This window comes from Parabacteroides sp. MSK.9.14, from assembly GCF_019041495.1.
Lineage (GTDB): Bacteria > Bacteroidota > Bacteroidia > Bacteroidales > Tannerellaceae > Parabacteroides > Parabacteroides merdae.
This window is the reverse complement of record NZ_JAHPXO010000027.1, coordinates 61,986-79,577: the sequence shown is the minus strand read 5'-3', so window position 1 is coordinate 79,577 and position 17,592 is coordinate 61,986. Positions and strand designations below refer to the sequence as shown.

Annotated in this window: 14 protein-coding genes; 5 read left to right on the top strand and 9 right to left on the bottom strand. The window is 45.4% G+C overall.

All coding sequences use genetic code 11. The features are described 5' to 3' along the window. Together KTG12_RS14570 and KTG12_RS14565 are read left to right on the top strand one after the other, a co-directional pair. On the top strand, positions 1-435 hold a 435-nt coding region (locus tag KTG12_RS14570), incomplete at its 5' end, for a DUF6808 domain-containing protein (protein ID WP_216945466.1). Positions 436-553: 118 nt separating this feature from the next. Next, on the top strand, positions 554-1,681 hold the full coding sequence (locus tag KTG12_RS14565) for a hypothetical protein (protein WP_005638343.1): 1,128 nt from the start codon (positions 554-556) through the stop codon (positions 1,679-1,681). Positions 1,682-1,786: 105 nt separating this feature from the next. Here KTG12_RS14565 and KTG12_RS14560 read toward each other — a convergent pair whose 3' ends face one another. From KTG12_RS14560 to KTG12_RS14520, 9 genes are all read right to left on the bottom strand, one after another. Next, positions 1,787-1,984 (bottom strand): hypothetical protein, encoded by a 198-nt coding sequence (locus KTG12_RS14560; protein WP_005638340.1) that lies wholly within the window; start codon positions 1,982-1,984, stop codon positions 1,787-1,789. Further along, positions 1,966-3,273 carry a site-specific integrase gene (locus tag KTG12_RS14555; RefSeq protein ID WP_216945465.1) on the bottom strand — a complete coding sequence of 436 codons (1,308 nt, stop codon included), beginning with the start codon at positions 3,271-3,273 and terminating at the stop codon, positions 1,966-1,968. The genes KTG12_RS14560 and KTG12_RS14555 overlap by 19 nt, the downstream gene beginning before the upstream one ends. 407 nt (positions 3,274-3,680) lie before the next feature. Then, on the bottom strand, positions 3,681-5,042 hold the full coding sequence (locus KTG12_RS14550) for an efflux transporter outer membrane subunit (RefSeq protein ID WP_022321591.1): 1,362 nt from the start codon (positions 5,040-5,042) through the stop codon (positions 3,681-3,683). A 3-nt stretch (positions 5,043-5,045) separates the two neighbouring features. Continuing rightward, on the bottom strand, positions 5,046-8,240 hold the full coding sequence (locus KTG12_RS14545) for an efflux RND transporter permease subunit (protein ID WP_022321592.1): 3,195 nt from the start codon (positions 8,238-8,240) through the stop codon (positions 5,046-5,048). An 11-nt stretch (positions 8,241-8,251) separates the two neighbouring features. Further along, positions 8,252-9,358 (bottom strand): efflux RND transporter periplasmic adaptor subunit, encoded by a 1,107-nt coding sequence (locus KTG12_RS14540; RefSeq protein ID WP_039850068.1) that lies wholly within the window; start codon positions 9,356-9,358, stop codon positions 8,252-8,254. 254 nt (positions 9,359-9,612) lie between these two features. Further along, positions 9,613-11,307 carry an alkaline phosphatase gene (locus KTG12_RS14535; RefSeq protein WP_022321594.1) on the bottom strand — a complete coding sequence of 565 codons (1,695 nt, stop codon included), beginning with the start codon at positions 11,305-11,307 and terminating at the stop codon, positions 9,613-9,615. Between the two features lie 62 nt (positions 11,308-11,369). Continuing rightward, the gene (locus KTG12_RS14530; protein ID WP_155143824.1) at positions 11,370-12,548 is read right to left on the bottom strand and encodes a Xaa-Pro peptidase family protein; all 1,179 of its coding nucleotides are present in this window, start codon (positions 12,546-12,548) and stop codon (positions 11,370-11,372) included. Between the two features lie 86 nt (positions 12,549-12,634). Then, entirely contained in the window at positions 12,635-13,423 is a 789-nt protein-coding gene (locus tag KTG12_RS14525) for a M48 family metallopeptidase (protein ID WP_371745002.1), read from the bottom strand. A 182-nt stretch (positions 13,424-13,605) separates the two neighbouring features. Continuing rightward, entirely contained in the window at positions 13,606-14,163 is a 558-nt protein-coding gene (locus tag KTG12_RS14520) for a LemA family protein (RefSeq protein ID WP_005642763.1), read from the bottom strand. A 226-nt stretch (positions 14,164-14,389) separates the two neighbouring features. On the opposite strand from KTG12_RS14520, the gene KTG12_RS14515 reads away from it, so the two are divergent. The 3 genes from KTG12_RS14515 to KTG12_RS14505 all read left to right on the top strand — a co-directional run bounded on the left by KTG12_RS14515 (position 14,390) and on the right by KTG12_RS14505 (position 17,489). Beyond that, positions 14,390-15,598 carry a DUF418 domain-containing protein gene (locus tag KTG12_RS14515; RefSeq protein WP_155143821.1) on the top strand — a complete coding sequence of 403 codons (1,209 nt, stop codon included), beginning with the start codon at positions 14,390-14,392 and terminating at the stop codon, positions 15,596-15,598. A 111-nt stretch (positions 15,599-15,709) separates the two neighbouring features. After that, positions 15,710-16,165, top strand: coding sequence for a DUF6078 family protein (locus KTG12_RS14510; protein ID WP_005638317.1), 456 nt, complete (start codon positions 15,710-15,712; stop codon positions 16,163-16,165). A 211-nt stretch (positions 16,166-16,376) separates the two neighbouring features. Continuing rightward, entirely contained in the window at positions 16,377-17,489 is a 1,113-nt protein-coding gene (locus tag KTG12_RS14505) for an acyltransferase family protein (protein ID WP_005638316.1), read from the top strand. Positions 17,490-17,592 lie beyond the last annotated feature (103 nt).

Here is a 17,592-nt window from a genome sequence, read left to right as displayed (position 1 = left end):
GCTCTCTGCCTTCTTTGCTTCCTGGCTGGTCGGCACACGAATAGGGCAGGAGGTGTACTTGTTGGAAAAAACGACACGTTGATCCTGTATGACACTATTCGAGATAGTATCCCTTATCCTGTCTACGAAACAGTAATTCAGACAGTGCCGGAGATGTTTCCTATCTACATCACTCTCGATGGGGATACTGTGAGAGAGCCGATCGTTGTACCTGTCCCAATCAACCAGAAGGAATACTTGACGGAGAATTATCATGCTTGGATAAGTGGATATAACGCTGCCTTGGATAGTATAGATGTGTTCCCTAAGACGGTTTATGTTACGAAAAAGATACCCGATCGTAGATGGGGACTCGGAGTAATTGGTGGGTATGGTGTCGGTCAACTTGGTTTGTCTTCCTATATTGGTATTGGTTTTTATTATAAAATTTGGTAGATGGTTATGTAGAAATCAGAATAACAGCGTCTTTAATAAAGAATCACATGTGACTTTTTTCTAATATGTAAAATGATTATGTATAATTTATATATCTTTGAGCTATAAATATAAAGGTATGAAAAAAACATCAGCTACTCGTTATTTAGAACTATTGCATGGTTTATTTATCGTGAAAGATTGTCTGAAACTAATATCCGAAGGTAGAGATTATCATATAATTACTATCTCAGGTCAATTAAGGGGGATATTCTTGGATACAGATAAAGAGAAACGTAAAGCATTATTTTTTGAAGTGATGGATTATTTTAGATTAGCTCCTATTGTTTATATAAATTCTTTATCAGAACAAAAATTCCCAATTGAAGGATTAGTTTTAAAATATGGTATAAACTATCCCCAACTCCGTCCTACGAGATGGCATACAAAATCAATATCCATTGAAGAATGGCTCGATCTTCCAATACTTCAAGTTAAAGGTAAGGAACTGTCTTCAAAATCATTAATTAGGTTAATATCTGATCGATTCGGTGGTGCACATTATGATTCTAAAATTGAAAAGTGGAATTTTGATCTAAAAAATATGCAAGTGTTTAATGTTAAGGTTTTGGACAATGCTCTTATCCAATTAAGCGAATTGTTATTACACTTAGCGTGGGAAGTGATACGACCGCTATCAAATTGGTCTTATTGTTTTGAGTTTGGAATACGATATAATAAACTAGAGGAACCTAAGAATATAATATCTTTTCATCAAGGAACTTCTTATAATTCAGTTTATTTTATATTGCAAATAGATAAGTCTTTAATAGCTAGATTTGTAAGTCCTTGGGGAAAAACTTTTGAGATTTCAATATTAGATAAAGTAGACTTTGATATAAATTCTATAGGCATAAACTATTATATCTCTCCAGAGTTTGAGTATTGTCTTGATATAGCTAATGCAGGAAAGGTGTATAAACAGATAAAACTACCTTACCCCATATTTATAGACGCTAGGTTATTTAAATATAAAACAATATCTTATGGCGATGATGGATTGACTGTAGGATTTATGAACCATGCTCAATATACAAACGTATTAAATAAGGAAGGATTTGCTAACTTGTATCAAATGTTTATCAAGCAAAGAAAAAAAGTTGATGTTTTTACGAATCAATATAAAACGATAAAAGATAATGATTATGAAAAACAAATATCGGATAACTATAAAGTTATAAGTTATGAAGAATGGCTTAAGTTGTGAAATGAAATTTTTTTGCAATTTTGTATCAATAAAAAACTTTAAGATCCAGATTTTATATTTGAATCTTAAAGTTTTATTGTCTTATATGTTGATAATCAATGCCATTTAAAACAGTAACATTCCTTTCTTTTGATCGAGGATAGCATTAAAAACTTTTTGGTAAACCTCATATAGTTCTTTCCTGTTTTCTGCTCCCGGCCAATCAGCAAAAGACTCTCCTGCAAAAAATTTCCAAGCAAAGATACGTTTAGCTTTTTCGGATAAGCCTAATTGATCGATCTGATTTATTTTAGGCCATCCCATTTAAACAAGGATAACAACTTCCTGTTGGCTTCCCAAAGTACACTGTAGTCCCGTTCGATATACACACGAGCCAGCTTTAAAGTTGAATCGGAGTGGTTTAGCATTTCATCAACTCTGGCAATATCAATTCCAGCCTTATTTGCTGCTAACGTTGCCATCGTATGGCGGGCATAATAATAATTCAGATCTGGAACCTCTATTATTTTTCCTATCTCATCTAATCCTTTATTTATTGATTTATTGAAATTCTCTGAACTTCTATACCACTTATGAAAAATAAAGACTTTCTCTCCAGATGGGTCGGAGTATTTCTCAAACAGGCTTTTTATTTCCGGTTCAATCCTGACCTTCATTTCTGCCTTATCTTCACGCCTTGTGCGTGTCTTAGTCCTTTGATAGGTAATAATTTCGTTTTCGGCGGTAGGAGCATTATAGAAATCAGCACTATTCATGCCCATCATCGCAAATGATAAGATAAATAGGTCTTTCGCTAAATTGAAAACAGGCCGACCTCCATTGCGAGCATTTTGTTTATACGGAAGATCTATTATTTGCTGCACTTGGTCTATAGATAATGTTCGATGCTCACTTTTGGGAACTGGTGCGATTTTGTATTTTGAGAACGGGGAAAATGGGATGCGTATGATTCCTCTGTCCTCGTCGTTATATTCATTTTTAGCGAGGTTGTGTAATGTTTTGATTTGTGATGTGTAAAGGGATATGACTCGTTTCCCTTTAGGCTTATCAGTAGGTTTTGAACCACCATCTCGGCAGCCCTTAAAAGAAGGTTCGTTTTTCAGGAACTTCTCAAACGCCCTCATAAAAGATGCTGTAATTAGGTTTATGTCGAGTTCTTCTTTTCCGATAAACCTGACAAGCGCATTTATGGCTATCCGATAGTTCTTTGCCGTACCCAACCTTCCATCTTGCTCAAGATCATCCGCTATTTTTCGTCCATAGGAAATGAAATTCAGACTGAAATTCTTTTCCTCTGTAGTCAAGTACTCCACAATTCGATCAACATCCCAGTGTTCTGCTTCAACACTTGCGGATGTCAATTTTTTCTTAAATCCTAATATCATCTCTTCCATTAGGTCGATTACGGCTTGATTCTTGATCTTGATTTTTTCTTTTCCGTTGTCTTTCTTTTTTATAATATCTGAAGCTGATACATTGTGGCTGGTCTTGATGTATTTGGACTTGCCTTTCTGTGTAATACGGATTTTTACGTTATATGTACCATCTTCTTTCCGTTGATGCGGGAGTACCAAAAATTTGAATGTAGCCATAATCGTGCGCTGTAAAACATTTGTAAAAAAAATAGTACACAAAAGTACGTCAAAAAGATATTTTATATGTACGTGTTTGGATTATTTAATTAGCTGAAAGATTTTAATTGTGTAATTAAATGGTTGGTTATTAGTAAATTATTGATGTTTTGTTCACGTGAAAATACGGTGTATTAGCTAATAATTGAACAATAACTTTTACTTTTCATTGTTGTGTATATTCTGTCTTATGCCCACAAAAGTATAAAAAAATGAATAGACAATGTCATGGCTCCGCTTATTTTTCATTTGATAAAAAAGGACCTGTTTCGTTGAAGTTTGGATACTTTTTCTGAAACAGGTCCTATGGAATAGGTAAAAGGTCCGGTTTAGAAGGTTTTTGGCTTTTATGGATAAAAAATGTTTTCTTATTCTCTACCGCCGCCTAAAGCTTGATAAAGGTTGATCACGCTTTGTATCTCGGTGAACCGGTTAGCTGTTTGTGACAGCTGTGCACTCAACAAGGACTGGCGGGCGGTCAGCACTTCCAGATAGGTCGTCGTACCATGTTCCATCAGCAACGAGGTGCTTTCCAATGCTTTTTCCAAGGATTGGATTTGCTTTTCGAACAAAAGGGTCTTGGCCTTGCTTGTCTGGCAGGCGACTAAAGCGTCGTTGACTTCGCTGCCGGCATTCAGCAAGGCTTGCTGGAAAGACAGGCTTGCTTCTTCCTGCTGTGCTTTGGCGATGCGGTATTGGGCCATGATCTGTCCTTTATTGAACAACGGTTGTGTGAGTGAGCCGACTGCCGAAGCCAGGAATTTGCCTGGATTGACGATCATACTCCCTGCCGAGTTGGTCCATCCGGCACTTCCACTCAGTACGATGGAAGGATAGAAAGCGGCACGAGCCTGGTTGGTCGCGTAAAATGCTTGTTCCAGCGAACGTTCGGCAGCACGTACATCGGGACGGTTCGATAACATTTGCATCGGTACGCCGACTGCTACGTCTTCCGGGAGCTGCTGGTCGGCCAGCTTTCCACGTTCGTAGCGGCGCGGTGTCTCAGCGAGCAATAGGGCGAGACTATTTTCGACTTGGTTGATCTGCTCTTTCAAGTCAAGAATGGAAGTCTGTACGCTGTAGTAAGCCGCTTCCATTTGGGAAGTGGCCGCCTCGTTGGCTAATCCGGCATCCATCAATGCACGGGTAGAAGCCACCGTCTCTTTCCAGGCTTCTTCTGTCTGTTGCGAAATGGCTAACTGTTCATCTAACATCAACAATGTATAGTATACGTTGGCGATCCCGGCGATCAACTGGGTACGCACAGCCTGCTGGTAGTCCTTGCTTTGGGCATACAGTGCTTTGGCCTGTTGCTTGGCATTGCGCAGACGTCCGAAGATGTCCAGTTCCCAACTGGCTGTGACTGGCAGCGTGTATGTCTTTGTCGCTTTCCCACCGTCGAAACTGCTGATCGTTCCTTGCGGGGAAAGTGCGAACGAAGGAAGGAAAGCAAGTTTTGCCGACATTAACGCCGCTTCCGCTTCCTCGATCTGCAATTGGGCGGACCGGAGATCGGTGTTGTTTTGTAACCCTTGTTCGATAAGAGCCTGTAACTGCGGGTCCGTAAAAAGTTCCCGCCAGTTCACATTACCGAAGTTGGTCGTATCATCGACAGCCACCTCTTCTCCGTACAGGTTGTCCGGAGTCGTCTCGGCCGGTTGATATTTGGTGTATATGCCGCAACTGCTCAACAGGGCGGTTGCGGTTGTTAATACGATTATTTTCTTCATACCTTATTTATTTTCATTGTTTAAACCGTCACGTTCGGTTTGGCTCTTTTGCTTTTCCAACGCAACTTGCATATCGGTTTCAACTTCCATCGGCGGACGGATTTTTTCTTGCATGTATTCGAAAATGATGTAGAATACCGGCACGACGAACAGTAATGCCAATGTCCCGACTGCCATACCGCCGACAACACCTGTTCCTAATGAACTGTTACCGTTGGCTCCGGCTCCGGATGCGAACATAAGCGGAAGCATACCGAAGATCATCGTAAGTACGGTCATCAAAATCGGACGTAAACGGGCTTGTGCGGCCGAATAAGCCGATTCGACGATCCCCATCCCTTTACGACGGCGTTCGATGGCGAACTCAGTAATCAAAATTGCCGTCTTGGCCAAAAGTCCAATCAACATGATTACACCGGTCTGCAAGTAGATGTTATTTTCCAATCCAAACAGTTTGGCAAACAGGAATGAACCCATCAAACCGAACGGAACAGACAGGATAACGGCCCAGGGCACAAGAAAACTTTCGTACAGACAAGCCAGAATCAAGTAGATAAGCAAGATACAGACCGCATAGATAAAGAGTGTCTGCGAGCCTCCCGTATTGGCCTCTTCACGTGCCATACCGCCATACTCGTACCCGTATCCTGTCGGCAGCATTTGGGCAGCCACTTCCTCGATGGCCTGTTGTACTTCACCCGTGGAATATCCCGGTGCCGGGTTTACATTGACCGTGATACAGCTAAAGAGGTTGAAACGATTGGATACTTCAGGTCCGAGTACCCGTTTTAGGGTTACGAACTGGCTGAGCGGAGCCATTTCCGTCCCGTTGCGGACGAACATGTTGTTCAGGGCTTGTTCGTCAAGACGATATTCAGGTGAGGCTTGTGACATCACACGGTATACTTTCCCGAATTGGTTGTAGTTGGAAACGTATGCACCACCACAATAGCTACCCAATACGTCGAGAACCGTCGAAGGTGAAATGCCTGCCCGTTTACATTTGGCTGCATCCACATCGACCGATATCTGCGGGAAGTTCATTGCATAAGAAGTATAAGCCATTGCAACTTCTGGGCGCTGGTTTAAAGCTCCGATATACTGCATGGCGTTGCCGTAGAAAGTGCTCATATCTCCACCTGTACGGTCCTGCAAGTTCAACTCGATAGAGTTACCCAGACCGTAGCCCGGAATCATACCCGGCTGGAAGCAGAATATCTGCGCTTCTTTGATTTGGGCGAATTGTGCGTTTAGGCGGGCTACTACTGCGTCGGAAACATGTTCGGCCCCTTTTCTTTCATCCCAGTTTTTCAAACGGATGATTGCCATACCGTAGGAAGTACCTTGACCAGCCAGGAAGCCGTAGCCAGCTACGCGGGCGTAGTGTTCTACTTCGGGCGTGTTCTTCAGGATATTCTCTACTTTGTCCAGCACCTTGCCCGTTTCTTCCAATGTGCTACCCGGAGCAATGGCCACGTTTGCCATGATGGTCCCTTGGTCTTCTTGCGGGACAAGACCTGTTTTGGTATTGCTGATAAGCCATCCCAGCAGAATAATGGATGCGATCGTTCCGGCCCATACCATCCAGCGGTGGTGAATAAAGAACATGACGCCTTTTTTGTATTTGCCCAACACGGCATTGAAAGAGGCATTGTAGGCTGCACGTACACGTCCGTTGAAACTTTTGGCACTCTTGTTTCCATCGCTCGGGCGCATCATCATAGCACACAAGGCGGGGCAGAGCGTCAATGCACAGATCATGGAAAGACCTACGGAGGTTGCCATCGTCACACCGAATTGTGTGTAGAAAATACCAGAAGTACCGCCCATGAAAGTTACCGGTATGAACACGGCCATGAACACACAGGTACAAGAGATAACGGCCATCGTCACGTCACCCATCGCATCTTTCGTCGCTTGATAGGACGAGGTGTAACCCGCATCGAATTTCGCCTGTACGGCTTCTACCACTACGATCGCGTCATCCACTACCGTACCGATGGCAAGCACCAGGGCAAACAGGGTCAGAATGTTGATCGTGAATCCGGCTGCGGTCAGACAGGCGAATGTACCGATCAACGAAACGATGATTGAAATAGACGGGATCAAGGTACTCTTGAAGTCTTGCAGGAAGAAATACACCACGAGGATTACGAGGATGATCGCCACAATCAGTGTTTCGACTACATTATAAATAGAAGCAAATAAGAAGTCGTTGGAGCTCATCATCGTGATGAATTCCATACCTGTAGGCAATTCTTCTTTCATCTTTTCCAATTCGGCGGCAATACGTTCGTTGACTTCCGTAGCATTGGAACCGGCTACCTGGTAAATCATGAATGTCACGGCTGGTTTACCGTCCATTTGGCTGTCGAAACCGTAACTCAATGTTCCCAACTCAACCTTAGCGACATCTTTCAGGCGTAAGACAGAACCGTCTTCCTGAGCACGGACGACGATATTCTGGAATTCTTCTACGCTCTTCAAGCGTCCACGATATTTCATCGTATATTGGAAAACGTTTTTCGAGTTTTCACCCAGCGAACCGGTCGGAGCCTCGATATTCTGTTCTCCTAATACAGCAGTCACATCCGATGGAACCAAGCCGTATTGGGCCATTCGTTCGGGGTTCAGCCAGATACGCATACTATAGGTATCACCCAACTCCATTACGTCACCTACGCCTTCGATACGTTTGATACGTGGGATGACGTTGATGTCGAGGTAGTTTCCGAGAAAGGTCTTGTCAAATCGTCCGTCAGTGCTGACAAGTGCGTCGATCTGCAGGAAGCTGGTCTGTCGTTTTTGAGTGCTGACACCGATACGGGTTACTTCAGCAGGCAATAAACCCTGTGCCTTCGTTACACGATTCTGTACGTTGACGGCTGCCATATCGGGGTTTGTTCCTTGTTTGAAATATACCTCGATCGTTGCCGAACCGGCATTGGTTGCTGTTGAAGTCATGTACATCATGTTTTCCACACCATTGATGCTTTCTTCCAGTGGCATGATAACACTGTTCATCACCGCATTGGCATCCGCTCCGGTATAGGTTGCCGATACGTGGACCGTAGGCGGCGCAATGTCAGGATATTGCTCGACCGGCAAGGTAAAGAGCGAAATTAGTCCGATCGCCAAAATAAGAATGGAGATGGAGATGGCCATAACAGGCCGTTTGATAAATATATTCCCTTTCATACTTCGATCCTTTATTTAACTTGCGTTCCTTCGCGTACTAACCCGGCTCCTTCGGATACGATTTCTTCGCCAACCTTCAATCCGTCAAGTACGATATATTCGCGACCGTCGTTGATTTCAGCTACAGTAATCAATGTGGAAACAGCTTTCCCATCCACCACTTTATAGACAAGCGTCTTGTCCTGCAAACGGACTGTTGCACCTTGAGGAATTACGATACAGTCTTTGTAAGTTTGCGGTATGAGCACATTGCCGGAGGCTCCGCTATGAAGCAGGCGGGATTCGTTAGGGAATACGGCACGCACGCCGACTGTCCCGGTCTTCCGATCGATCACTCCGCTAATCGATTCGATCTTTCCTTTTTGTTCGTAAATAGACTGGTCATTCAGTTTCAACGACACTTCCGGCATGTTTTTCAACGCTTCGTCCATGCTTTTGTACTGGCGGCTCATAGCCAGTAATTGATTTTCGGTCATGGAGAAGTAAACATACATGTTCGAATTGTCGGAAACAGTTGTCAACGGTTGGGGAATACTGGCGCTGACCAATGCTCCGGCACGGTAAGGCAACATACCGACAACTCCGTCGGACGGACTTTTGACTTCCGTATAAGACAGGTTGTTGCGGGCGTTTACTTCTTGTGCTTCCGCCTGCGCCAGTTGTGCTTTGGCCGTCAGATAGCTGTTTTCGCTTGTTTTCAGGTTGAAAGCGGAAACGACTTTTTTCGCAAATAATTCTTTAGTACTGTTGTAGTTCAGTTCGGCTGTAGCTAAAGCTGCTTTTGCCACTTCCACATTTGCCTGGGCTGTCTTTAAAGCAGCTTTGTAAGGAACTTGGTCTATAACAAAAAGTAATTGTCCTTTCCGTACGACCTCTCCTTCGGTTACACAAAGCCTTTCGATCGTTCCCGATACTTGCGGATAAATGTCTATATCCTGGCGACCGCGGATCGTGGCCGAATAAGGGGTTGTCAGCTCTTTGTTTGCCGTAGAAACTTTCATCGTCGCGTAAGATGCTTTCATCTGTGCATCCGGTGCATGTTTGCAGGATGCCATCCACATAGTCGTACAGCCGATAACTGCCATCAGCCGTATCCATTTTGCATTTGCTCTTGTCATATTCGTTTTATTCATTAAAAATGACGCAAATGTACCTTAAAAAGAGCGGTTTTATTTGTCTGAATGTCTATATAAATCTTCCATATTTATACAGTATAGATATTTTAAGAAAAGAATGATTGAAAAAAAACAAATAACTATAACTTATTGCCGTATATTATGTAAATAGGGCGTTTGGAGGAGGAAGACAGGTTTATGGGGAAGATAAATTTCACGAGAGAGGGGTGGTGTGCACACCACCCTCTTCTCTATTTTTATTGCAGATATTCTGCCAGTTTGGTCGGCAAGTAGAATGTATTGTTTTTGTCAACGTATACGATTACCGAATTCAGGCGGATTTCTTCCTGGCCTTTCTTTCCGATCGTCACGATGTTGCTGAACGGCGTGATGTTGATCTGCTTCCTTTTGTTTTTTACGACCAGTGAAGGAGAACCTTTCTCGTCTTTAGCCGGAACGATTTCACATTTGAAATCTTTGAATACTTCCGTGTGAGGAGCGAAGTTTCCGGCTGTCAGTTCTTCCAGCGTGTCGTGTGTCATGCCGAACAGGGCACAGAGATAATGATTCAGTTCGATATTCGTGTGCATACCGAGAGGTAAGCTTGTACGGTCGGGATGGTAAGCTGCAAGGAACACCTCTTCGCCTGTGTGGCCGCCGGTTGTGAAACCGAAACAGGTTCTGGAGGTAAGCAGCTTGGACATGAAAGTCGTCAGCGAACTGCTGTATAAAGAGCCTTTGCCTTCGATCGAGCGTTCATTTTCCGGGATCGGGCTGTTTTTGTAATTCTTGCAATGGTTCAAGGCATCCAGTTCTTCAGGTGTCAGTTCGAAGCCGGCATATTCCCGGAAGACGTTTTGCACTTCGGAATTCGGTACACTGTTCACTTTCTTGGCAAAGCCTTCGGCTGTCAATTTATACAAAGAAAGCTGATGAAACAACTGGTCCTTGCTCAGTTTATCGTAACCTTTACAGTCGGCACGGCCGATACTGATACCGCTGTTGCCATGATCGGGAACGATCACTACGGCAGTCTCGCCATTCTGACGGGCAAATTCGAGGGCAGCACCGCAAGCACGGTCGAAAGCCAACATATCCGTGGCCATGCCGACCGGATCGTTCGCGTGGGCAGCCCAGTCGACCTTGCTGCCTTCCACCATTAGGAAGAAACCGTTCGGGTTTTGGGATAACTTTTCGATTGCCTTGCGTGTCATCTCTTCCAAGGATGGCTGTTGGCTCGGATCTCGGTCGATGTCGTAAGCCATTTCCCGATCTCCGAACAAAGCCCACATATTGTTGCCTTTGTAATTACGCATACCGTCGATGTCATTCTTGAAAATACCGTATCCATTACCTTTCAGGTAGGCTTCGCTCTCTTCGGGAAGCAGGCTGGCGCCACCACCGATCACGACGTTCAGGTCGTTGTGAGCCATCTGCGGAGCGATCCATTCATATTTGCCACGGTTGTAGCTGTGGGCGGAGCAGTCGGCCGGTGTTGCATGCGGGAATTCGCAGGTGAAAACCAGTCCCGTTGATTTGCCCTGTTTTATTTTGGCAGCTTCCAGGACGGTTGTCAGTGGTTGGAAAGCGCGTGCCGGATCGGTCGGGTAGATATCGTTGTCACCGTCGTTCTCAGGATAAGTGGAAACGTAGCCTGTACGGCTGGGTTGTCCTGTCATGTAGCAGGAAGTTGTAGGAGCAGAGTCGCCGATCGGGGCATTTGAAGAATGCGTACGGACTGTTCCGCAGAGATACGGGTCGATGTTCAATTTCGGTTTGTCGGGGTTGGTATACCATTGCAGCCAACGCGCCATAGAGACTGTAGCCAGTGATGTCCCGTCCGGGATTAGAAGAATGACATTCTTCACCGGCTTTACGTTTTCTACATCTTGTGCCTTTACCGGCATGAAGATGACAGACAGTAACAGGAGAAGTGAGATTGTTTTTTTCATTATGATTTATGATTTATGATTTATGATTTATGATTTATGATTTATGATTTATGATTTATGATTTATTTGTCTAATTGTATGATATCTTCTGTGAAGTGCGTGATCTTCTCCAGTCCGGTTTCCGTAACCAGGAAACTATTTTCGATGCCGACGGCGCCGATACCCGGTATCACATATTTCGGTTCGAGTGCAAATACCATGTTCGGTTCCAGCATGTCTTTCGAGCGGGGCGTAAGTACCGGCAGCTCGTTTATTTGGATGCCGATGCCGTGCCCTACGAATTTGGCTTGTTGCTTGGTCCCCATGAAATATGCGCCAAGTCTCTGGCTTTCGGTGATTTTGGCGGCTATCTCGTAGAGTTCGGCACAAGGTGTGCCCGGTCGGGCGATATTCTCGATCTCGCTTTCGATAAGGAGGGCTGTCTGATGTGCCCGGTAAGCAAGCCCGGTCAGGTGGCCGACGGAGAACACACGTGTCATATCCGTCATATAAGCCGTATAATTTCCTGCCATGTCTACCATGATGGCTGTCCCTTCTTTCAGAGGCGTTCCGTTTGCACCTAACGGGCAGGAAGCGTCGATACCACTACCACCTAAGGCAAAGTCGAAAGGCGAGGGGACTTCGGCGTTTTCTCCCGCCAGGATACTTCCCATAAAGATATCCATATTGGCTCCGAAGGTGCGGAACAGTCCGATGGAACCGTTCTTGCGCATCCGTTTTTCTATTTCATACTGGAATTCGAGATCAGTCATTCCGGGGCGGAAACATTCGGGAATTTCGGCATATGTCTTGGCGTGGCGTTCGGCCGAGATGCGGAACATTTCGATCTCGTACGGTGTCTTTATCCGGCGCAGTTCACGCATCATTGCGGTTGCGTTTCCGGTCTCTTTCGGATTGAAGATCTTTTGCAGACGTATATAGTCGTTGTATGTCAGTTCGTCGGCTTCGAGCAGAAGCTTTTCCGGCATTTCCAGTCCGTAGAACGCGAAGAGCTCGGCCATCTGTTCCGGTTTGCGAATGTATTCGACATGATCGCCTGCCAGTCCGTTCGGCCGTTTCACGAAGAACCACGGAGCACCTTCCGCAGGAAGATAGAAATAGCCGCTATAGATACGTCCGGTTGTGTAATACAGATTTACATCCACGGTAAGCAGGCATCCGTCGGCATTTATCTTCCGCATCGCCTGTTGTATGCGATCCCATTTCAGCTTAAGATCGCCGGTCAATTCTTTTTGTATCATTTCCAACACTTATTTTTATCCGGCATCAAAGATATTAAATTAATGCCGGGATTGGAATGATTAGGGATATTAAATCTTGATTAAATTTAGAATTGTTCGAGTACTTGTATCCGCTTTTCAATGGGTGGATGAGTGGCGAAAAGTCCGCTTAAACCGTTCAGTGCGCTTTTGGCCTGTTGGCCCGGATGCTGGATGAAAAGCTGGGCTACGTCTTCTCGTTTGACGGCTTCGATGTCGGGATCGGCCGATATTTTCCGCAGTGCGCTGGCGAGGGCGAGCGGATTCTTGGTCATCTCGGCAGCTCCGGCGTCGGCCAGGTATTCCCGTTTGCGCGAGATGGCGAAACGCATCAGCATGGAGAAGAAATAACCGATGGCTGCAACAACCATGACTAAGACGATGATGATCGCAGTGTTGTTTTTCTCGTCTCTCCTGCGGCTCATCGACGAGTAGTAGACGGAACGCATGGCCATCTGTGCGAGCATGGCAAAGATGCCGACAAAGACAATCGATACGATCATCAGGCGCACGTCTTTGTTGCGGATATGCGACAGCTCGTGTGCAATGACCGCTTCCAGTTCTTGGTCGTCCAACTTGTCGATGATCCCCCGCGAGAGGCTGACGGTGTAAGTCCTTTCGTTGATGCCGCTTGCAAAAGCGTTCAGCGAATCGTCGTTGATGATATTGATCTTGGGCATTTTCATTCCCTGGCTCATGCACAGGTTTTCCACTAAGTTGTATACCCTTTTGTTTTCCATTCTCGACAAAGGTTCGGAACCGGTTGCCGAGTTGATGATGCTTGTATTGGCAAAATAGGCGATGATGAACCATATGAGTACGCCACCCAACACGTATGGCGCCAAATGGATGAACATCCCGGTGGAATATTCAAGCAGTTCGGCCCCCGTCAGGCCGTCGTCGTTCATCGCCAGCAGGTGGAGCAGGTAGCAGAACGCAAAAAGCAATCCCATTACCAGGCAGGGAAACAAGCAAAGCAGGAGCAAGGAACGGAAATTGTTCCTGCTCTGTTGGGTTTGTATACCGACGTATTGCATCCTTAGAACTTGATTTTAGGTGCTTCTTCGAGTGTTGCGCGTTGTTCGCCCAGGTCGAACATCACTTCCTTCTTGAAACCGAACATACCGGCGATCAGGTTGGACGGGAATGTCTCGACTGCGTTGTTCAACTCTTTCGTGGCCGAATTGAAATAACGGCGTACGGCGGCCAGTTTGTTTTCCAGGTCGGAAATTTCTTCCTGCAACTGCAAAAAGTTCTGGTTGGCTTTCAGATCGGGATAGGCTTCGAGCGTAATCTTCAGTCCGGCAAGAGCGGAAGTCAGGGCGTTTTCGGCCATGATCTTGTCGTCGATCGTTTTGGCGCTGATCGCTCCGTTACGGGCGTTAATGACGCGTTCCAGGGTCTCTTTCTCGTGTGAGGCATAGCCTTTGACCGTTTCGACCAACTGTGGGATAAGGTCATGGCGTTGTTTGAGCTGTACGTCGATGTCGGCAAATGCGTTCTCGCGGTTGTTGCGCAATTTCACTAACGAATTATACAAAGAAACGATCCAGATTGCCAGGATCACGATCACTGCTATTAAAATGATTACTGTCATTGTCTTTATTTTTTTAGGTTACGGCTGCAAACATACGAATTAATTTACAATCTTGTTTCTCTTGAATCCTAAAACAGGTCACTATGTGATTCATTCCGAACCAAGAGCCGTTCTACTGTAAAAAATATCCACAAAACCGTAATTTGTATTCCTTCTGTTCGAGTGATGCCCTGTAATTTTGTTCCCGGAAGAAAACGAATAAAAATCAAATCTGAAATTTGAAAATATGGAAACAACAAAAACAGTGCTTGCTCCCGGAGAGCGTATTACAGTGATCGATGCCTTGCGTGGCTTTTCTCTTATCGGCATTTGCCTGATTCATTCTATGCAACATTTTGGAGCTATGGGGACGATGACGTCTCAGGCTGTGTTCCCGTGGGAGGGAACGATGAACGAGATTTTCAGTTGGCTTATCAATTATCTGGTTTTCGGGAAATTCTTCATTATCTTCTCTTGCCTGTTCGGTTTAAGTTTCTTTATCCAGATGGATCGGGCGGCGAAGAAAGGACTTGACTTCCGTCCGCGTTTTTTGTGGAGGCTGGTTCTTTTGTTGGCGATCGGTTATTTGCACGGCTTGATTGTCCGGGTGGATATTTTGCTGATATATGCGATACTGGGGTTTGTTTTGGTGTTGATGTATAAATGGCCGACCAAGCTGTTGGCGGGGATTACGCTGTATCTCTTCTTGGGTGGTGCGACGCTTGTCCCGGTGGCTTACAAAAGCCTGACGGCTCCGGCGGTCGAGCAGGTGGAAGAACGTATGGCCGAAAGGCCTGCTTCCCGTCCGGCAGGTCCCCGGAAAGTCCAGACCCTGTCTGAAACGATCGAGAGTAACGCTTGGGACGGGATCGTCGGAAAAATGCGCTTCCAGGTGTCGAGCGGGCGTATTTACTTGACCTTGGGACTTTTCATCTTAGGGTTCATCGTAGGACGCATCCGTCTGTTCGAACGTATGGACGAGTTTCGTGGCCGGCTGAACCGTTGGGCCTTGCTTGCCCTCGCAGGGTTGGGACTGCTCTATGTGGCGCGTTCTTATCTTCCGTCTGTGGCTTGGGGAGAGGTCTCTTTTTATTCGTGGATGAGTTCGACGACGACTAATCTGATTAACCTGTTGACTGCTTATCTATGGGTAATTGTGGTGATGGAGGGATACCGTTTGCAGAAGGTGCAGCGGGCGATGGCGCCGTTAGTCAGCTACGGGCGTATGGGCTTGACGAATTATATTGTGCAGTCCGTGATCGGTGTCTTTATTTTTTCCGGTTTCGGGTTGGATTGGAGTCATCTGGGTGTTTTCTTGAGCGTATTGGTTTGTCTTGCTTATACGGGTATGCAGATTCTGTTCAGCCATTATTGGCTGAAGAAGTTCCGTTATGGACCGATGGAGTGGTTGTGGAGGACCGGAACTTATATGAAATGGCAGCCGTTGGCACGGTGAACTCCCTCATCTCGCCTATAGTCATTGTTGTTGTGATCATTTTTTGAGTGTAAATGTTTGCTTTCCGCCGGATCTGTGAGTACCTTTGTCGAATATCAATACATTAATACCATGTTAGACAAATTAGATTATTCTTTGGTCCCGAACGACTTTGCACTCTGTTTTAACGGGAAATGCCTGCATGCTTCCACCTGTCTGCGTCATCAGGTGTCGCGGCATATCCCGAAAGAACGTTGGGCGGTGAGAGCGATCAACCCGGAACGTGTTGTCCCCGATGGCGATTGTTCCGGGTTTATGGACGACAGCCCGTTGAAAAATGCCTATGGCATGGAGCACCTGTTGGACAATATCCCTTATCGCCAGGCTAAAGAAATACGGCGGGAGATGAGAGAATATTTCGGGACGACTCATTTTTACCGTTTGAAACGCAAGGAGCGTTGTTTTACTCCCGAAGACCAGTTATACGTACGCGATTTGCTCCGTCAATACAATATCGAAGAGGAACCCCTCTTCGACCGATATGAAGAAAATTTCGGTTGGGAACGTTGTTCTGATACCATTGCATGAAAGAGAAGTTTCCATCGCATGAAAATAAATTTTCCATAGTGGGGAAATAAATTTTCATGTGATGGAAAATTTATTTTCACTGTTGGGGAAAGAATGAAAATTTTTAGGGTATCTGAAGAAACGAGGTTTCTTGTATAAATTGCTTGTGTTGAAAAAAGACCTATCTTTGCAAACTTGATCGACAAGGTAAACTTAAAAAGATATTGTATATATGGAAAAACAAAAACAGTCCCGGCGACTGCTGTCGCTGGATGCCCTGAGGGGGTTTGATATGTTCTTTATTATGGGAGGGGCTTCTCTTTTCGTTGCGTTGGCAACGTTGTTTCCGAATTCTTTTTTTCAGGCGATAGGTGGACAGATGGATCATGTGGAGTGGGACGGGTTGACACACCACGACACGATTTTCCCGCTGTTTCTGTTCATTGCCGGCATCTCGTTTCCGTTCTCGTTGGAAAAGCAGCGCGAACAGGGGAAGAGCGAGTCGGATATCTATAAAAGGATTGTCCGCAGAGGAATTACGCTGGTGTTGCTGGGATGTGTCTATAACGGATTGCTACAGTTTGACTTTGCGAACCTTCGTTGCGCCAGCGTCTTGGCGCGTATTGGGTTGGGATGGATGTTTGCCGCCTTGCTGTTCGTGCATTTCCGGACTTCAGTCAGGGCGTGGATAGCCGGGACGATCTTGGTCGGCTATTGGGTTTGGATAGCTTTTATCCCTGTGCCGGGTGCGGAGGCCGGACCATTCACGCTGGAAGGCAACTGGGTCGGCTATGTGGACCGTTTGTTGTTGCCGGGGCGTTTGCATCAAGGATTTTTTGACCCGGAAGGATTGTTGTCCACGTTGCCGGGGATTGTAACGGCTATGTTGGGAATGTTTACGGGCGAGTTTATCAAGTTGCGTAAAGAGGGATTGACGGACAAGCGGAAGGTGGCAGGCTTGGTGTTGGCCGGTGTGCTGTTACTATTGGTGGGGGTGTTGTGGAGTTTGGTGTTCCCGATCAACAAAAAGCTGTGGAGCAGTTCGTTTGTCTGCGTTGTCGGAGCCTATTCGGTTTGGATGTTCGCCCTGTTTTATTACATTGTCGATGTGTTGGGATGGCGGAAATGGACTTTCTTCTTCCAGGTGATCGGGGTTAATTCGATTACGATCTATTTGGCGCAAAAATTCATCGATTTCTCTTATACATCCCAAGGCCTGTTTGGCGGACTTGTCGGATGGATGCCGGAAGCCGCGCAGCCTTTAGCCAGTTCGATCGGCTACATTGCCGTTTGCTGGGGATTCCTGTACTTCCTGTACCGTCAACGAATTTTCCTGAAAGTGTGAAGAAATTTGTGATTTCAGATTTATGATTTATGACCAGAAAACATAACATTAAACATAAATCTGAAATCTTTTTTTATACAAATCATAAATCATAAATCATAAA